Source organism: Nostoc sp. MS1 (assembly GCF_019976755.1).
Taxonomy (GTDB): domain Bacteria; phylum Cyanobacteriota; class Cyanobacteriia; order Cyanobacteriales; family Nostocaceae; genus Trichormus.
Map to the genome: position 1 here is coordinate 1,036,059 of NZ_AP023441.1, position 18,027 is coordinate 1,054,085.

Here is an 18,027-nt window from a genome sequence, read left to right on the forward strand (position 1 = left end):
CGTAATAAGAATTAGTTTTGAGGCTGGTTATAAGGTTTTTATTCCTTGACTTCTAGTCAAGGGTTTTCAGTACATATTTTATAAAAAAATCATCATTAAATGAATTAGTCAGATAAATATGGGAATCCTATGTCATAGCCCTAATTTAAGTCTAGGACACATCCCTTGGTTATTTCTGATAATATGCAAATTGCGGATTACAAGATTATAGAACTGGCCCATTCAGGAGCAGTTACTAATATTTACCGTGCTACGCAAGTTACAAATAATACTTCTTTTATTCTCAAGGTATTGCCAGAAGAAAAGTTTTCTTTAGAAACAATTGCCAGATTTAAACACGAACATTCTATTTCTGCTAACCTAGACCATCCTCATATTGTCAAACTACTAAATTTAGAAACTTATAATCAACAATTAGTATTAATCTTTGAAGATTTTGATGGCGTTAGTCTCAAACAGTATATAGAATCTCATAAACCATGCCTGCAACTTACTTTACAAGTAGCGATCGCTATCACTCGTGCTTTAGTCTATATTCATGACAACCAGATTATTCATAAAGATATTAAACCTGCCAATATCATTATTAAAAATACAGAAAATTTAATTATTAAACTGACTGACTTCAGCATTGCTTCTAGGTTAGGAAAGGAAACGCCACAACTTGTCAACCCCAACCAGCTAGAAGGAACGCTGGACTATATGTCCCCAGAACAGACGGGACGCATGAACCGTAACTTAGACTACCGTACTGACTTCTATTCATTAGGCATCACGTTGTACGAAATGCTTACCGGACAATTGCCTTTTATTAGCGATGAACCAATAGAGTTAGTATATGCGCATATTGCCAAGGAAGCTAAACCTATTCAACAGTTAGTAGCAGATATTCCGCCTATCGTAGTTAGTATTGTCAACAAGTTAATGGCCAAAAATGCGGAAGATAGATATCAAAGTGCTAGAGGCTTATTAGCTGATTTAGAACAATGTTTATCACAGATCGATTCTACAGGAACGATAGTTGACTTTATACCAGGTCGTCTAGATGTTCTTTCTCAGCTACTTATTCCCCAAAAGTTATACGGACGAGAAAATCAAGTTGAACAACTACTCCAATCATTTACTAGAATCAGTCATGGTAATAGTGAATTAGTATTAGTATCTGGTTACTCAGGTATAGGTAAAACTTCTGTTATTAATGAAGTTAACAAGCTCATTACCAAATCCAAGGGATACTTTATTAGTGGTAAATGTGATCAATTCAAGCGTGACATCCCCTATTTATCTCTTGCTCAGGCATTTTCTTCTTTAGTCAGTCAACTGTTAACAGAATCAACAGAAAAACTAGAAGTATGGCGTAATCATATACTGCAAGCTGTATGTAGTGACGGACAAGTAATTATTGATATTATACCAGAAGTTGAATTAATTATTGGCAAACAACCACAAGTATCTGAATTGGGGTATAGTGAATCACAAAATAGATTTAATCGCGTATTTAAAAACTTTATTCAAGTATTCTACTCTTGTGAACATCCATTAGTAATATTTTTAGATGATTTACAATGGGCAGATGCAGCAACTTTAAAATTAATAGAGTTGTTGCTTTGTGATGTTAATATTAAATACTTATTAGTCATTGGAGCATATCGTGATAATGAGGTAAACACAGCCCATCCTTTGATGAACACGATTGCAGAAATTAATCAGTTTGGTGTAGTTATAAATAATATTGTCCTGCAACCATTAGAATTAAATGATGTGGTTAATTTGGTTGTAGATACATTAAATGAAGATACTAATCGTTGCTACCCCTTAGCTAAATTAATCTTCCAAAAGACTGCTGGTAATCCCTTTTTTATCACTCAATTAATCAAGGCATTACATCAAGAACTACTATTAGTATTTGATTTTAGTGAACAACAGTGGTACTGGGATATAGAAAAAATTATTACTGTTGGTATTTCTGATCAAAGTGTAGTTGAATTACTAGCAAAACGCCTCAAACGTTTACCATTAAATACACAAAAAGTTATCCAATTAGCAGCTTGTATAGGCGATAAGTTTAGCCTAGATGTTTTGTCATTAGTAAATGAAAAATCAGTATTTGATACAGCAAAGGAAATTGATGCAGCACTACAAACTGGACTGATTTTACCGCTTAATGAAGCATATCGCCTACCTTTGTTATTCCATCCTGAAGATAGTATTTCGTTTGATAGTAGACAGATTATTTACAAATTTCTCCATGACAGAGTACAGCAAGCAGCATATTCATTAATTCCCCATGAAGAAAAGAAATTTACTCATATTAAAATAGGACAATTATTGCTGGCTAATACACCAGATACAGAGATAGAAAGCCAGATATTTGATATTGTTAACCAATTAAATAAAAGTATTGATATTATTCAGGATGAATCACAAAAATCTCAGTTAGCTAAATTAAACTTAATTGCTGGGCGTAAAGCAAAAAAAGCAACAGCTTATGAACCAGCTTTCCATTACTTTCAAATTAGTATAAGTATTTTAGATAGAGAAGCATGGAAAAAAAACTATAATCTCACCTGTCAATTGTATCAAGAAGCAGCAGAAGTTGCCTATCTATGCGGTCAATTTGAAAAAATGCACTATTTAGTAGATAGCGTGATTGAAAATGCTCATCAATTAACTGAAAAAATAAAAGTTTATAACTTAAAAATTCTGACAGCTATAGCTCAAAAGCAGTTACAAAAAGCTGTGCAAATTGGCTTAGATTTACTTAATCGTATAGGCGTTAATTTACCTGAAGAACCTGCCGATGATTTTGTACATCAAACATTAATAGACACAAATTCCTTAATTCCTAGCAATAATATTCAAAGCTTGCTCCAGCTACCAGAAATGACTGATAGTAATGCTATAGCTGCTATGGAAATTTTGGATACTGTTTCTACGGCGGCTTATTCAGCTTCTCCCAAATTGATGTTACTGATCAATTTAACGCGAGTACAACTGTCTTTAAAGCATGGTAGATGTGTTTTTTCGCCTATTGCTTATGCAGCTTATGGGTTAATTTTGTGTGGTGTGCTGAATGATAGAGAAATGGGTTATGAGTTTGGTAAGCTAGCACTAAATTTAGCGAAAAATATTAATTCTACTATTCATGGAAAAGTATTATTTTATATAAGTAATTTCATTTTTCACTGGAAAATTCATTTACGAGAAACTCTACAATTTTCTAAATTGGGTTCAAAATGTAGTTTGGAAGGTGGTGACTTAGAATATACAGCATGGTCTTACCAATTTGAATGTCGTTCTTTATATTGGCAAGGTGAAGAATTAAGTAGTCTTAAACAGAAAATAGAAAATGATATTGATTTAATCTGCCAAACTAAGCAAGAACAACCATTAAGTCATCAGTACTTACTTTATCAAGTAGTTTTAAACTTAATGGATTATGCTGAAGATGCTTGTAGTTTAATAGGAAAAACTTATAATGAGCAAGAGTCTCTGACTCAATATCAAGATAGCAATGATGCTTTAGCAATCTTCTTTTTAAATTTATATAAACTTGTGCTTTATTACTTATTTGGCAAGTATGAAAAAGCGAGTTGTCATGCGGTTATTGTAAGTAAATATATAGATAGTGCTGTCGCACAGCTTGTTGTGCCTATATTCTATTTTTATGATTCGCTAACACAACTAGCAATTTATACTAATCATACAGATGCTCAACAGAAAAATATCCTTTTGCGAGTACAAAGTAATCAAGAGAAAATGCAGCAATGGGCAGAATTAGCCCCAATGAATTACTTACACAAGTATTATTTAGTAGCAGCAGAATTATATCGTCTTCAGGGGCAGACATATCAAGCAATGGATTATTATGACAGAGCGATCGCACTAGCTCAAGAACATGGTTATATCCAAGAAGCTGCTTTAGCTAATGAACTAACTGCATCATTTTACAGCCAATTGGGGAGAAAAAAATTAGCTAAAAATTATCTTGATGAAGCTTATTCTCACTACCTTTGCTGGGGAGCGATCGCCAAAGTAAAAGATTTAGAACAGCGTCATCCTCATTTATTGACGAGAATAGCAAAATCAACATCATCTTCTATTAGTATTACTAAAAGTTCTACTACTTCTACAAAATCACTATCTTTAGATATCTCTACAGTAGTGAAAGCTTCTCAGGCATTAAGTAGTGAAATTGTTATGGCTAGCTTCCTTGAAAAACTGATGTTTTTAGTTAAGGAAAATGCAGGCGCACAAAAAGTATTTTTTATTGCTCAAGAAAAGCAGCAATTACTCATTGAAGGCTCTCTCATAGAAGATGGTACTGTTACAACATTTCAATCTATACCTATTACAGAAAAACAGATATTACCAGCATCTCTAATTAATTATGTAGCCCGAACGCAAACAGCACTGGTAATAGATGATGTAACTCATGCAGATAACTTCCATAAAGACCCCTACATTGTTACTTATCAGCCAAAATCTATTCTTGTATCACCGATTATCTATCAAGGAAAGCTGAGTGGTATTTTATATTTAGAAAATAATCTCACAACTCATGCTTTTACTAAAAATAGACTAGAAGTCTTACAAATTTTATCGGCACAAGCTGCAATTTCCCTAGAAAATACTCGTTTTTATTCAACTCTAGAAACTCGTGTTAAAGAACGTACACAAGAACTAGAAGAAAAGAATCAGCAATTAAAAACTATTTTAGGAGAATTAAGGCGTACTCAAGCTCAACTAATTCATAATGAAAAAATGTCTTCATTAGGGCAATTAGTAGCAGGTGTAGCTCATGAAATTAATAATCCGATTAATTTTATTTATGGTAATGTAACGCACATCTCAGAGTATAGTCAGTGTTTACTAAATATTGTTGATTTTTATCAAGAAAAATATCCCGACTCTCAAGATGATTTACTAGAAATAACAGATGATAGTGACATAGATTTTATCAAAGATGATTTGCCAAAACTGCTTAGTTCTATCAGAACAGGTGCAGAACGTATACGTGATATAGTTAAATCTTTACGTAACTTCTCGCGCTTAGATGAAGCAGCTATCAAACAGGTAGATATTCACGAGGGTATTAATAATACCTGTATGATATTACAGCAAAAGCTTAATAATATTAAAATTATTAAACAATATGGAGAATTACCTAAAATTACTTGTGACGCTAGCCAAATAAATCAAGTTTTTCTACATTTGCTCAATAATTCTATAGATGCTGTATCAGAATTAGAGATTAGTCAGACAGCAAAAGGAAATCAAGATTTAGAATATAAGCCGACTATTTGGATAGATACATTTATAAATGAAAATCAACAAATAGTTGTTAAGATTACTGACAATGGTGTAGGGATAGATAATAAAATCAAAGATAAAGTTTTTGATCCATTTTTTACCACAAAACCAGTTGGTAAAGGTACAGGCTTAGGTTTATCGATTAGCTACCAAATTATGGAGAAACATCAGGGTAGCTTAGAATGTATATCCTCACCAGGAGTTGAGACAACTTTTGTGATGAAATTGCCAATATCTGGGAAATAATTTTGTCATATCCTCTCTGCTCAATACTTAAAAATCACTCACGGGAAAAACCACAATCAAAAATCAAAAAGTTTTTCCCGCCCCTCATTCCATACTCAGCATTCAGTATTTCAATTAGAACTTCTGGCGCAAGATGCTCCACCGGGATCAGCGAAAATGGCTAAGGTATGATATTCTGGCGGCGTGTCTTCGTAAAGAACTTTAAAGGTATAAAGTTTGCTTTGACCTTGACCTTCAGTAATGACTGTTAGGAGTGTATTTTGGGTACTCCGCACACCAGGAAGGTTGAGTTTGGGAATACGTCGTAGTTGAATGACGTTAGCGGATGAATTTTTGCAATCTTCACTATTACCGCTTTGTTGCCCAAACTGCATACACATGGGGCCATCAAAGTCTAGCGTTACTTGAGAAGGGTCATTTAACCAAACTTTTCTGATTTTTTCACCGGCGGGAATAAAGCTGAGGTTTGTTCCTTGTTCGTACCATACTTTGATAGTTGGTACTAATCCGCCCAAACCTTGTGCTTGACAGGAGAAGATAGAACGCAGAACAGCATTGTCAGCGATCGCACGACTTCCTAATAAGATGATTACACCTGAAAAAATCAAGATAGATAAAGGCAAGCGAGGAAAATAGTTTTTAGCCTTCATGAAACTAATTACGAACTTGTACTGAGCGTAGCCGTTCACGGAGTGTCTCGTAGAGAAGTATTACGAATTATTTAAAGCTGTACTGCTTGATTGACATAGATTTCTACTTGAGTTCCAGCGCCAAGTAGCCAAACATTGGTTTGCTGCATCATTTGGGCAACTGCTTGTTGATTGCGTTGGGAAATTTGCGGAACCACGGAGTTTAAACCACCTTCGACAACCCCAGCTACATAATTGCGTCGGTTATTGCCTGTAGTAACTGTAGTGCTACCACCATTCACCACAACTGAAGAATCTGTACGGTTAAATAATTCTGCGCCTTTAGCTATACCACCCAAAACAAACAAACCCGCATCCATCCCGGCAATTGATGAACCGCGATCGGGGTATTGCTTTGCTAATAAAGGAGAACCACCAGCACCACGAATTGTTAGTGCATTGTTGGGAATGTCTCTTTCTGAGAGAACGCCATTATTTTGGACAATCATTTTGGTGAGATTGAGCTGCATCACACCTTGTTCAGAAACTGATTTTAGCTCAGTTAATATCTCAGTATTTGCTGGTACGGCGATCGCTCCATCTGCGCCTTTGAGTGGTTCTGTTAAACGGATAACAAAAGTGTTCTTACTGTCGTTGTCATCATTGTTATTATTACCACTTCTATTTCTAGTAGTTTCCCCAAAGACAGCCGTCGCTAATACAGCTTTAGCACTTGTTCCTACCTTCAATGCTTGTGGATTGCGGGATTGCCCTTGACTCATGCCATAATTAGGAGGCTGTGGTGGCTGGTATTCGTTATTACTTAGCTGTGGTCTTGGTGCGGTAACTGGCTGCTGCTGAGAAACTGTCATGCTAGGTTGATCTACGGGATTAGCTTGGCCGTAACTCCCCACCTTAGATAGTCTTCTCCATTGCTCCCAAGGATTGAGCGGGGTTGGTGCAGGATTTGATACTACTACAGGAGGTGGTGGTACTTGGGGATTACTAGAACTGACTACAGGTATAGGTGGTGTGTAGGGGTAGGGATTGGGAGCATAACCCTCAACTCTACGTCGTGCTGATGTAGGTGTTGCTTGGGTAACTGTTACCCGTGGAACCGATGTATTAGTTTGCGGAGTTGCAGTAGCTATTACCCGTGGTGCGTTTCTAAGATTTTGCTGTGCTACTTTTACAGCCTGTGCTTGTTCAGCCAGAGCTAATTTAGTTTTTAAGGTTTCTACTTCCTGTTCAAGATTTTGCTGCGGCGCAAAATTTGTGGCTGGTGTTTCCGGCTGAGATGCAGTTGAACTCTTGGGTTTTGATTTTTGATTACCAGCACTCATTAACTGAGTTAAAAACACACCAGCTACCATAACCATAACTAAAGTAGCTGTACCTACCAAAGCTAACTTAGCAAAGGGGTTAGACGAGAGGGGTTGCTCAGTTTTGACTTCTTGTGGTGATGTTGGGGATGGCTGGATAGGCACTATATCCGGGGTATGATTAGCAGGTTCTGCTGCTAAACCGACTAATCTAGCCATTTGTGATTCCCAATCAGCAGGATCTACTTCTAAATGAGTTAAGGATTTTGGTTGGGTTTCGTAAGTCATGGTGTGTTACTTAGGGAGTAGGAAATCAGAAATTTTAGATTTTGCGGAAAGTTCTGTAGGCGGGTTTCTCGCCGTAAAAAACTTTCAAGACGGATTTTAGATTGAACAATCTCAAGTTCGATAGTTAGAGAAGAATTTATTGCTTGATATCTATTTATTAGGATTTCCAGTACAATTTGTATCATTTATATCGCAGATGTTATAAATTTCTAACCTAGCTTCCCCTAACCGGAAAGCGGCTAAATCCCAAGGTTGGGGTGCAGATGGTAGAGAAATAGCTGATTCATCCATAGCTCGAACTACTATTTGTTTATTAAAAGGAATTGTTTTACCTAAATTATCAGAACCATTAAAAATTAGTTGATTAGCAAACATTTCAACTTTCCATTGACCATTACCAACTGGCGTTGGTTGAGAAATTTTTTGGATTACTAATACATGATCGTCATTTCTAGTAGTATTACCAATTTGACTAGGAGATTTAAGATTATTAATTTCTGATAGAAACTTTGCCTGTAAATTATTACCTAACAAGCGTGAGCTAGCTTCCCAAATAGCTGTTGGCGGTTGCTTTGATGACCAAGTAAGCATAAGGCTCATAGTTTCACCCGCAAAGCGGCGCACTGCCTCTGGATGTCGCTCAAAACTTGGCTTGGGGTCTACTGTGATGGCATGACCGTCGATCAGTTGTACCAAACTCCGGGGAGTAAACTGGCGATTTAATTGCTGTAACATCGACCCATGAAACATCAAAAGCAGTAGCGTCAACAGGTTTAACCCGAATGTCCCTACAGCAAACAGGGGTAGAATACTGGTTTTTTTATTTTCTGGTTTGAGTAGCTGCATAAAAATGGGGAATGGGGAGTGGGGAGTGGGGAGTGGGGAGTGGGAGTTGGGGAAGATGAGGAAGTGGGGGAGAAAAAACAACTGTCAACTGTCAACTGTCAACTGTCAACTGTCACCTCTTATCTAATAAAACTTCCAGCTTCACAAGGATAGGCGGCGTTGGCATTGGTATTTTTATAGTCATCTAATAAACATAAATTACGCATTTCATAAATTTCTAATTTATCAATGCGACTGCTATAAATTGCTTTTTGGATATCAGTGCTATTTTCTCCTAAAGGAGAAGGGAAATAATCTACGGCACGTACTAATAAATCTTTATTAAAGGGAGTAATAGTTTTTCTATTATCACTACCTTTAGTTTGAACTAAGTCAGCGACTATGCCAACGCGCCATGCTCCAGGTGCGATCGCCACAGGTGGATAAACTCGTTTAATATTTAATTGTGCTGATATTGCTTGGGTGGGATTGTTAGCAAAAACCTCTGGTGGTGTCATATCAGCGATCGCACTTAAAAAGCCTTTACGAAAATCTTCTGATAAGGCAAAACTCGCAACCCAGCTACTCGTACTAACTTTTTGGCTACCTCCTTGTGGGGTTCTAATCAATATTCCCTGGTCTATTTGAGGTTTGGCGATATCTTCTACCCTTTGTGGTGGAAGATTTCCCGACCAGTTAAACATGGCTATCATCGTTTTGCTTACGAATTGTTGAATCGCCTGCGGATCTCTGGCTAAATCATCGGTAGCTACTACAGGTTTACCATCGATTGTTTGGACAAAGTTGGGGGGTTTGCGGATACTCAGTTGACGAATATTTAATCCTTGTACTAGGAATATAAGTAGAACTAATAAATGTAAACTAAAAGTAGCGATCGCAAAGGTTGTCAGAACACTAAATGTTTGCTTTTTTTTCTGTTGTAAGAAGTTGACCATTTCCCCCCCAATTTAATATATAGATATCCCCAATTACCTATTACCTATTACGCATTACCTCCTATATCCTATCCCTCACCATTGTCGCTGCATTACTAATACCATTAAACACCCCTAATCCTCCTAAGCCTGCCAAAACTAAAGATAAGAGTGGTGCTAAAACTCCCAAAAAAATCATAAACCACATCAAATCAGGATTAGCATTAGGGTCTTGCGCTGGGCCATTGACAATCACAGCAGCAGTTATGATGGCAATAATATTGAATGAAAGTTTAGCAATCCCTGCTGATATAAACCCTGTTAACCATAAGAAAAGCGGTTTACCTGCTACCGGAAGTAAGGAACCACCTACAGCTAAAGGCCCCAACACTGCAATTAGCAACATAGTTGCCTCTATTAAATTTTGAAAGGCATATTGTAAGGAGATGAGAAAGTTTTTAATACTTGTTTGAACTGTATTGCCTATTAAAGAATTAAAATCAGTTTCGGATATAATACCTGTACCAAATCTTATTTGATTAACTTGAGTTTCCAACCTCACTATCCAAGGTCTATTTCCATATAAATTTCTATATTCCCGCCAGAGATTATCAATTCTTTCACTAGCTTTTGTAAAACATTGGGTTTGTTGTTCACCAGTTAAAGCTTGACAGGGACGAAGTAAAGAACCTGCTACTTCTTCCGCAACACTCATATTTAATGCTTGCTGATAAACTTGATTAGCATCTGCTGTAGCCACTACTTGCTGATTGATAGTATTGATAAAATTCCTGACCCCTAATGTTAAAGTTGAAAGCAGACTGCCATTACCAGAATTGCTTAATAATACGACTACAACAAAAGGCCAAACAAGAGCCGATAGCGGACGCGAATACTCGCTGTGAATCATATCATTGAACCACTGGAGTACGAAAAATAGTAGAGTGCCAACAGCAAAAAATACTCCGAGATTTGTCAATGCTCCATATAAGTTATTGCTGGTATTATTTTGTAATAAATCCAACCATTGATTGTCCCAGCCTTCGGCAATACTGCGAGCCGTTGCTGTGCCACTATTAAGGGTATCTGTTAAGCCAATTTGAGCTAAAAATGGATAAATTTGCATATTTTATATATAGTTATATTCTCTGCATCTCTGTGCCTTTGTGGTTAATTATTAACTAAAGAGACACAGAGATTTATTTTTCAGATTTTCTCCCAAATAAATCGACTTGAGCAGTAGTTCGTAGAAGTCTTGCGGCTTCTGTTGATGTATCTACTCGCCGCGCTCTATTTGCTTCTTCCATCTGTTGAGAAATGTTTGCTAAATTCAGATTAGAATATTGTAGAGATTGATTTGCTAAAACTGTTTGATATAAATTTTCGCTAATAATTTTTGATTGCTCAGTCTGGATTCTAATACTTTGCAATTGTAAGTTGGCTTGATCTTTGGTAGCTCCCAATGTACTTTGAGTTGCTGCATCTTTAGCTGCATTCAATAACTGCTCAATAGATGATAGAAATCCATCAGCATCTCTAGAATATTGTTCAATATCTTTGATACTTGTTTCTGTATTCTCTAATTTTGCTTTCATTCTGATTTGTCCCTCTTTCCCCAGCATTCCTTGTACCGAACTCCGGGTGAGGTAACGATTAATTTCGTTAGTAACGGCGTTGGAACGTATGGCTTGATTATTCTCAAATTTGTCGGGTATGGAGTTAAAAAATGTGATATCCTTACGAACTTGATCACCAGCCGCAATAGGATTAGGTATATTTAAATCGCCTGTCGCACCACTGAGGGCATTTTGTGAACTAGTTTCTAGAGGTTTTAAGGTTTCACTTAAGTTATATCTTAAGTAATTTTGTAAGTCGGTGGAGTAGGATTGAAAGTCAGTCCAAACTCTGCCTAATTGTGCCATTGCTGGCACAGCTAATAGTCCTAAAAATCCTAATGTTAATAAAATAGTTTTTTTCATTTATTTATACCTTTACTATTAACTCCCGCGTAAACTAGCTAATAATTGACGAGCAAACACTGATATTGCTTCATATTTATTGCTGTAATGTTGCATTGCTTGTTGACGCGCTGTTTGTTCATGGGGGTTATTCGCAACTACGGCTAATTGTTCATAACCAGGGTAATAACGGCAGAAGGTGTAAATGCCGTTATCATCTAATAGCCATTGGCTGTAAACTCCTTCTTTCCGAGGGAAAAAGCTTTCTGAGGCGTTACGCGCGATAGTTTCTCTGGGATATTTAAGGATGCTGACGAAACTATCTACGGCTACTGGTTGGATACGACCAATTAATCTTGTAGTCAAGTTTTGTAATATCTTCGATGCGGCTCTAGATTTGGCGATTGTATCGGGGTCTTGGGCTGATAAAATTACCCTAATACCCGCTTTGGCTCCGTTAGCACACATTCTGCCTACTAGGTCGGAGATTTGGTCAAACTCGAATAAAATTGGTGCTTCGTCAATAAAGAAGATGGAGGCGGGACTACTCAAGGCGCGGCGTAAGGCGGCGGAATAAGCACTCAAGGAAAGTACGGCTGCATCTTCGTTATCTGAGAGGTTACGCAGCGCAAATACCAAAAGTTGCGCGTCGGTGGGAAAGCTGGAGGGTGCGGAAATGGCTTGTCCTACACGACTGGAAAGCCAAAAGCGCAAGCGCAGGTGAATTTGGCTGAGTGCGTCTTCCACTCGGCCGCTAACTGAGTCTAGTTGTAAATGTTCTGGAGAACAGAAGTGCAAAAAGTCGTTGAGGGTCGGGGTTTTTTGCCATTCTGGACTACCAAAACCACCTGCGATCGCCATTTTATATCTTTGTTGAATCCCTTCGTCAGCAAAGAAAGCACTCAAGGCTAAGTTGAGTAGGGAACGAACTGTCTGTGTTAGTAGTTGGTTATCAGCAGATGAGCCTAACACCATCGTCATCAGTGCTGATTCTAAGAAGGCGGTATAATCGAGGAGGCGATCGCGTTGTTGTTCTGGATCGAGCGATCGTAAGTCTGGCTGCTCAAATAAATTATTCGATTGTTTGGAAATATCAAAATATGCCCCGTTCCCTTCCATAAAATGGGCATAATCGGTAAAGGTAGACGTACCATCAGGTTTAGGAAAGTCTAAGGCTACCACTGGGATACCATGCGCCAAAGCCTGGGTTAAAATTCCTGACACCAAGACTGATTTCCCCGCACGGGTAGTCGCAAACAAGGCTAAGTTTTTATGTTGGTTAAACATATCCAACTGTACAGGTGTACCGCCTTCCTCCGCAATTAATTCAAAGCCATGTTTATCGCCAGCTTTGGTAATTACTAAAGGCATTAAACCAGGTACTTCACTGGTTAAATATAACTGGCGACGGTTAAAGGGTTTAACTAACAAACCCTCCCAAACTACAGGTAAAGATTGTAACCAAATCTTCCACGCATACTCAGTTTCCCTTACCACTCGCGCCGGACGCTGGAAGCAGTTTTCGATATACCTTGTGGCTTCATCCAATTTTTCTACAGTGGGACGATGGACGAAGATAGCCACACCAGCGTAAATTGGGACTGCGCCTTCAAATAGTTGTTCTTGTGCTGCAACTGATTTTCTTAACTTCAATTGCGCGTTAACGTCAATTGTTTTACTCTTTTCCTGCGCCATCATTGCTGTCACATTTGACTGCTTGAGGACTCTTTGTAGGGTAGTCTTTACCAAAGCTGGGTTTGCAGCCGTCAATTGACAGACAATTTCTGTATCTACTATTGATTCTCGCGCCAACAGTTCCCACAGATAACGCAGTTGGGCAAATTTATTTGGCCAGCCACCGGGTTTTTCTAGGAAAGTCATTGCCCCAATATAATTATTATTGACATTGACCCAACGGCGATCGGCACAAGGTACACCAGATTCCATCAACAGTGTTGTGCTGTGGACGTTTTCTATTAATAATTGGCTACTGGATAAATCTGAATGAGCCTGTTCGTAAAGTCCGGTTTCATCCAAAGTTACTAATTGGGGAACATCAATAGGTTGGGTATCGTTGAACCTCCGCCAAACTTCTTGCCAAAGTTCATCTGCATTTAAGGGTTTAATATCCAAACCCATTTTGTTAGATAAAAGTTGTTCCCAACGGCAAAACCCTTGCTGGTAAGCTTTAGCGATAACCCCTTCAATACGCTGGTTGGCAATTTCTGCCATGTCACCTTTAAATTTTAACCACCACGCCTCGACCCTGCCTAACAGTTTCTCAATCCAGTCATCAGCATTGGTAGAAGTAGGTTCAATTGTATAACTAACGTATATCTTTAAGAATTTCGGCTTACGAATCCCCGCCGCAGTTAATTCTTGCGTTCTCGCTCTTTCTGCCATTAACAGATATTTAATATCTCTTGAGGGAGAACGTTTAATTAAATCAGATAATTCCCCTTGGCGTTGCTGATCTGAACTAAAAGAACCCATGTGTAAAGTCATGTTTTCCCCTTCGGGGATGTCTTTTAATCCAGATTCAATGTTTTGAAAAATTGTGTCTATTTGCTCTTTTCTTAAGGTAGTATGAATCCCTTTGCATTCAAAACCAAAAACAAAGCAAAATTTATCTTTTTGAGTTCCCTTGGTTAATATATAAGCGCCAATATCACGCCCATCTAATGCTATTCTGAGCATGGTTGATAGATGTAGCGCATCCTCAAATGGCGTTAATCTACTTTCGCTGCCGGCGAGACCGATGCTTTGTTTTCCGATTTTTTGCTTCATGGTTAACTTCTAGCAAACTGTGATAACGAGCAAAGCCTCTTGTCCAAGTGGGAACTCCAATAAATTTACTTAAAAAGCGCCAACTTCTACCACCAGATAATATCCACCAAGTGGCCATCCCCCAACCAGCAATTAAAAAAGTCCATAGCCATCGTTGAAAATCATCGGCGAATACACCTCCAAAAATTCCATTGATGATGAAGTACGCTCCTAGACAAATTACTGTCCAAGGAAATATTTGATCGGCAGGAATTGGCCCTAGTGAGGGTTGAGAACCTAAAATTTGATTAACTGGGCGAAATTCTTGTGATCTTTCCTCAGACATATATTGTTTCTCTGCTAGATGCGGGATGGAGGTTAGAGACTAAAATGATTTAGCTCAATCTCAATGGATAGGAAAATAATTATTGTTTATTGGTATCACCAATTACAAAGCTTGTTAATACATCTGCAATAGTAACAGCAACGACTACTAATAGGGGAGTTCTCGCTACACTTTGCCAATCTTCGTCTTTACGAACTGCATTAATTACACCTACGAGAGATATAGCAATATAAAGTAAAAATATGCCTCGCAATACGTTAAAAATTAAGCTGACGGCTGCTTGGCTACCACCGCTATTTTCACTCCCCTGTGTTAATGTAGTTTTGAAAAAATTCTCTGCTTTGCCAAAAAATTGTGCCTGTGCGGGAAAGGCTAAACAATCTAGCCAAAATAAACTGAGAATCAAAGCTGCTGCTAATATTTGGCAAATGATTAACCATCTTTTTGGTAAATTTAATTGCTGTCCAGCTTGATGAATGACTATGGCAACTAAACTACCAAATAGCATACAAAAGAGTAGCAAGGGGCTTTTTAAGCTGATGACGCTAAGAAATACAGCACAAGCTAACAAGAATGGTACTGATTCTACTATTTTTAACCGTAATTGTCTGAGGATAAGTCTCATTTCCTTGAAATTTATAACTTGATTTATTGTAAAAGTGATATATTTTTTTTGTGCATGAATGTTTTTTTTCGGCATTTAGTCAGTTGTCCTACTATCTATTACAAACCCTGGTTGACGCGGTTGTTGAAACCTTGATAATTTATCATGCACTAACACCTTTTATTCAAAAACTATTAATTTTTAGGCGCATATCTATTTATGATATTATGTATGGTTAAAACTAAGTTAACTCCATCTTAATAATCTATTAAATAAATATCGTCAACTGCATATATCCTTAGTTAGGTCAATATTTTAAGACTTTTAAGTGGCTTAATCTTGATGCCAGCCTGGGAACTTGCCTAGTTGATGAATAAATGAGCTTTGTGTTGCATGACTATCAATTCTCCATCTTAATTTGATGAATTGGCACAAACTGCTATGATTAGCTAGGTTATTTAATTAGTCAAAAGCTTCAAATTACATGAGTTAATCTACAAAAAATCCTCAATCAAGTATCGAAGCTACAACATATTGACATCAGATTAAGCAAGACTGCTTCGCAAAAAGGTAGTAAATGGCTCTGGTAGACACAAATAAGCTTATTTTGAGAACACATACCTAAAACCTAGTCGCACATAGATTAGCTACTCAGGTACAGGCGATCGCCCATACATAACCTCTGCACTAAGTTACTGGATATAGGGACAAATGTCTAGTCTTAAACACTAACATCCTAGCAGTTTTTGCCAGACAATCATAACATCTGATGGGAAATGCTACCCTTTTATGTATTAATTTTATCTATGAATTAATATAACTCCCTTGTCTCTATCTGGGTAGAAAAATCATATTCTCATGAAAAAAATCAGTGTAATTACAGAGTTATATAGAAAGTGCGATCGCTAAAAACAAAGCACTATTTTTACTTATATTTATCGTGAGCCGAGTCAAGTTGGTTAAGCCTTCAAAGATACCTAAAAGCAACAGAAAACTGCTTACTGTCCCTCACCATAGACAGTACCTGTTCCCTGTTGCCCGTTAAATAACCAAGCTTGTCATATTGTAGGATGGACATTGCCCACCACTACTTCTTGTCTGAGTTTGACTTGCTCTTATCCTAACTGTTTTTTCTTACTTCTCATCCCCATCATCCCTAAAACAACAATTCCGCCAACAATTGAGGGTTCAGGTACAGAGGTAGCACTTGCATCAGAATCACTTACAGGAACCACACTGACATCATCCAACGTTAACCAATCATGGTTAACCCTGCCAAAGAATTTTAATTCTGTGGTGGGTGATGTAGCGACAAATTTATATTGATATTTCGTGAATCCTTGTCGCCAAGTAGAGTCTACTTTCTCATCAATCACATTACCATCTATATAAGTCCGAAAAATGTTACCAAGAAAAGGATTCCCTGGCGTGGACTCTTCAACGGATAAAAATTGATAACTCAGTAAATACTCTTGACCAACGACTGTATTAAGTTCCTGTGAAAAGAAGCCAGTTCCCCGTATATCTAAGCTCCGAAATCCAGTGTTGGGAGCATTTGACTGTCGAAATAAATAAGTCCCATCTCCGATAGCATCACTATCGTTTACCCATCCTGTAATAAAGGGGTTGGGCAAAGTCGGGTCTACAGGACTTACCAGTGGATCAGTTTCAAAACTACCATTGACGACAATATTTTTAGGGTCTACTGAATATTTAGGATCATCTTTAGGATCAAGAACAATGTAACGTGGGTCATTTTGAGGATAATCGGTACGACCAGTTGCGGGTACTGATGGGGGAATGTCCCCAGGTTGCACACCAGTAACCGTAATTGTTCCCCCAGTTGTTGGTGCTTCGTTTACAGCTTCGACACTCACATTATCCAGAAAGAAGAAGCCGTTGGGGTTTCTGTAAGCAAATTTTAGTTCTGTGTTTGTGTCTGTAGCCAGGAAGTTGTATGTATACTCTGTGTATGGATCGTAGGAGTTGGCAGTGAAGGAATTGGTAGGAATATTGTTGAGGTCATAAATCTTGTTGCCACCGATAAAAGCCTGGAATGTGTTATCGGTAAACTGTGGCAAGTCGTTACTTCTTAATCTATATTTGAGCTGATAGACCTGACCTGGGGTTGTAGCAAGATTTTGTGACAAGTAGCCATCATTTACGTATCCACCACCCCTAAAAGTGCTTTTACCAGTACCTAGTGAATCGGGGTAGCCAATAATTGCATCGTAATTCCCTTTAATAACACTAATCCATTGATCTGCGGGATTATTTCTAGTTGTAGTCCAGCCAGTAATATTAGGGTTATTAGTCCAGGTAGAAGGGTCATTAGGATTGTAGTTAGGATTATAGCTAGCGTCGAGTTCAAAATCTCCGTTAGACACAAGATTGGCTGCTTGTGCTGTGGGGATATAAGCACTAGTGACTGTTGCTGTGGTCGCTAACGTGATAGCCAGCCCATAAACGTTTACACTAAATTTTTTGCGTGATTGCATAGTATTTGGTTCCAAAATTTACTGCACGCTGAAAAACAACAAGTTGAATCGATGACAGAGGAAACCGAATATTTTCCATACTCGGTCTCATCTATCAATCGAAATGCACAGCTTTTTACTGCTATACGACTAATAGCTAAAGGTTTTTCCTGAGCTAAATTTTTTAGTGAACCCCAAGGCTACTATTCGGTAAAATGCGATCGCTATTTCTACCGCAACTCTTTTTCGCTCATTAAATAACACCTAAGAGAGATTACTTAAGTTTGAATCTATTGATAACAATACCAAAAATATTGG

General features: G+C 37.8%; 11 protein-coding genes. 1 reads left to right on the top strand and 10 read right to left on the bottom strand.

Translation table 11 applies throughout. The features are described 5' to 3' along the window. Positions 1 to 183: 183 nt before the first annotated feature. Positions 184 to 5,559: an ATP-binding sensor histidine kinase gene (locus NSMS1_RS04465; RefSeq protein WP_224091474.1), complete on the top strand. Its 5,376-nt coding sequence runs from the start codon at positions 184 to 186 to the stop codon at positions 5,557 to 5,559. A 110-nt stretch (positions 5,560 to 5,669) separates the two neighbouring features. Here the strand turns inward: NSMS1_RS04465 and NSMS1_RS04470 are convergent, their stop codons facing one another. The 10 genes from NSMS1_RS04470 to NSMS1_RS04515 form a co-directional block, all read right to left on the bottom strand. Beyond that, positions 5,670 to 6,209 (bottom strand): hypothetical protein, encoded by a 540-nt coding sequence (locus NSMS1_RS04470; protein ID WP_224091475.1) that lies wholly within the window; start codon positions 6,207 to 6,209, stop codon positions 5,670 to 5,672. A 71-nt stretch (positions 6,210 to 6,280) separates the two neighbouring features. Continuing rightward, complete coding sequence (locus tag NSMS1_RS04475) at positions 6,281 to 7,798, bottom strand: TrbI/VirB10 family protein (protein WP_224091476.1); 1,518 nt, start codon at positions 7,796 to 7,798, stop codon at positions 6,281 to 6,283. Between the two features lie 150 nt (positions 7,799 to 7,948). Further along, the gene (locus tag NSMS1_RS04480) at positions 7,949 to 8,644 is read right to left on the bottom strand and encodes a hypothetical protein (RefSeq protein WP_224095096.1); all 696 of its coding nucleotides are present in this window, start codon (positions 8,642 to 8,644) and stop codon (positions 7,949 to 7,951) included. A gap of 119 nt (positions 8,645 to 8,763) precedes the next feature. After that, positions 8,764 to 9,579 carry a hypothetical protein gene (locus NSMS1_RS04485; protein ID WP_224091478.1) on the bottom strand — a complete coding sequence of 272 codons (816 nt, stop codon included), beginning with the start codon at positions 9,577 to 9,579 and terminating at the stop codon, positions 8,764 to 8,766. A 61-nt stretch (positions 9,580 to 9,640) separates the two neighbouring features. Continuing rightward, positions 9,641 to 10,684, bottom strand: coding sequence for a hypothetical protein (locus NSMS1_RS04490; protein WP_224091480.1), 1,044 nt, complete (start codon positions 10,682 to 10,684; stop codon positions 9,641 to 9,643). Positions 10,685 to 10,757: 73 nt separating this feature from the next. Beyond that, on the bottom strand, positions 10,758 to 11,537 hold the full coding sequence (locus tag NSMS1_RS04495; RefSeq protein WP_224091482.1) for a hypothetical protein: 780 nt from the start codon (positions 11,535 to 11,537) through the stop codon (positions 10,758 to 10,760). Positions 11,538 to 11,555: 18 nt separating this feature from the next. Further along, positions 11,556 to 14,303, bottom strand: a complete 2,748-nt coding sequence (locus NSMS1_RS04500) for a hypothetical protein (protein ID WP_224091484.1) — start codon at positions 14,301 to 14,303, stop codon at positions 11,556 to 11,558. Then, positions 14,251 to 14,628, bottom strand: a complete 378-nt coding sequence (locus tag NSMS1_RS04505) for a hypothetical protein (protein ID WP_224091486.1) — start codon at positions 14,626 to 14,628, stop codon at positions 14,251 to 14,253. The genes NSMS1_RS04500 and NSMS1_RS04505 overlap by 53 nt, the downstream gene beginning before the upstream one ends. Positions 14,629 to 14,707: 79 nt before the next feature. Continuing rightward, positions 14,708 to 15,253 carry a hypothetical protein gene (locus tag NSMS1_RS04510; protein WP_224091489.1) on the bottom strand — a complete coding sequence of 182 codons (546 nt, stop codon included), beginning with the start codon at positions 15,251 to 15,253 and terminating at the stop codon, positions 14,708 to 14,710. A 1,094-nt stretch (positions 15,254 to 16,347) separates the two neighbouring features. Continuing rightward, positions 16,348 to 17,730, bottom strand: a complete 1,383-nt coding sequence (locus NSMS1_RS04515; protein WP_224091491.1) for a DUF642 domain-containing protein — start codon at positions 17,728 to 17,730, stop codon at positions 16,348 to 16,350. Positions 17,731 to 18,027 lie beyond the last annotated feature (297 nt).

Excerpts from the sequence above, each read along its gene's own strand:
- NSMS1_RS04465 (WP_224091474.1), top strand. The coding sequence starts at position 184 with ATGCAAATTGCGGATTACAAGATTATAGAACTGGCCCATTCAGGAGCA.
- NSMS1_RS04470 (WP_224091475.1), bottom strand. The coding sequence starts at position 6,209 with ATGAAGGCTAAAAACTATTTTCCTCGCTTGCCTTTATCTATCTTGATT.
- NSMS1_RS04475 (WP_224091476.1), bottom strand. The coding sequence starts at position 7,798 with ATGACTTACGAAACCCAACCAAAATCCTTAACTCATTTAGAAGTAGAT.
- NSMS1_RS04480 (WP_224095096.1), bottom strand. The coding sequence starts at position 8,644 with ATGCAGCTACTCAAACCAGAAAATAAAAAAACCAGTATTCTACCCCTG.
- NSMS1_RS04485 (WP_224091478.1), bottom strand. The coding sequence starts at position 9,579 with ATGGTCAACTTCTTACAACAGAAAAAAAAGCAAACATTTAGTGTTCTG.
- NSMS1_RS04490 (WP_224091480.1), bottom strand. The coding sequence starts at position 10,684 with ATGCAAATTTATCCATTTTTAGCTCAAATTGGCTTAACAGATACCCTT.
- NSMS1_RS04495 (WP_224091482.1), bottom strand. The coding sequence starts at position 11,537 with ATGAAAAAAACTATTTTATTAACATTAGGATTTTTAGGACTATTAGCT.
- NSMS1_RS04500 (WP_224091484.1), bottom strand. The coding sequence starts at position 14,303 with ATGAAGCAAAAAATCGGAAAACAAAGCATCGGTCTCGCCGGCAGCGAA.
- NSMS1_RS04505 (WP_224091486.1), bottom strand. The coding sequence starts at position 14,628 with ATGTCTGAGGAAAGATCACAAGAATTTCGCCCAGTTAATCAAATTTTA.
- NSMS1_RS04510 (WP_224091489.1), bottom strand. The coding sequence starts at position 15,253 with ATGAGACTTATCCTCAGACAATTACGGTTAAAAATAGTAGAATCAGTA.
- NSMS1_RS04515 (WP_224091491.1), bottom strand. The coding sequence starts at position 17,730 with ATGCAATCACGCAAAAAATTTAGTGTAAACGTTTATGGGCTGGCTATC.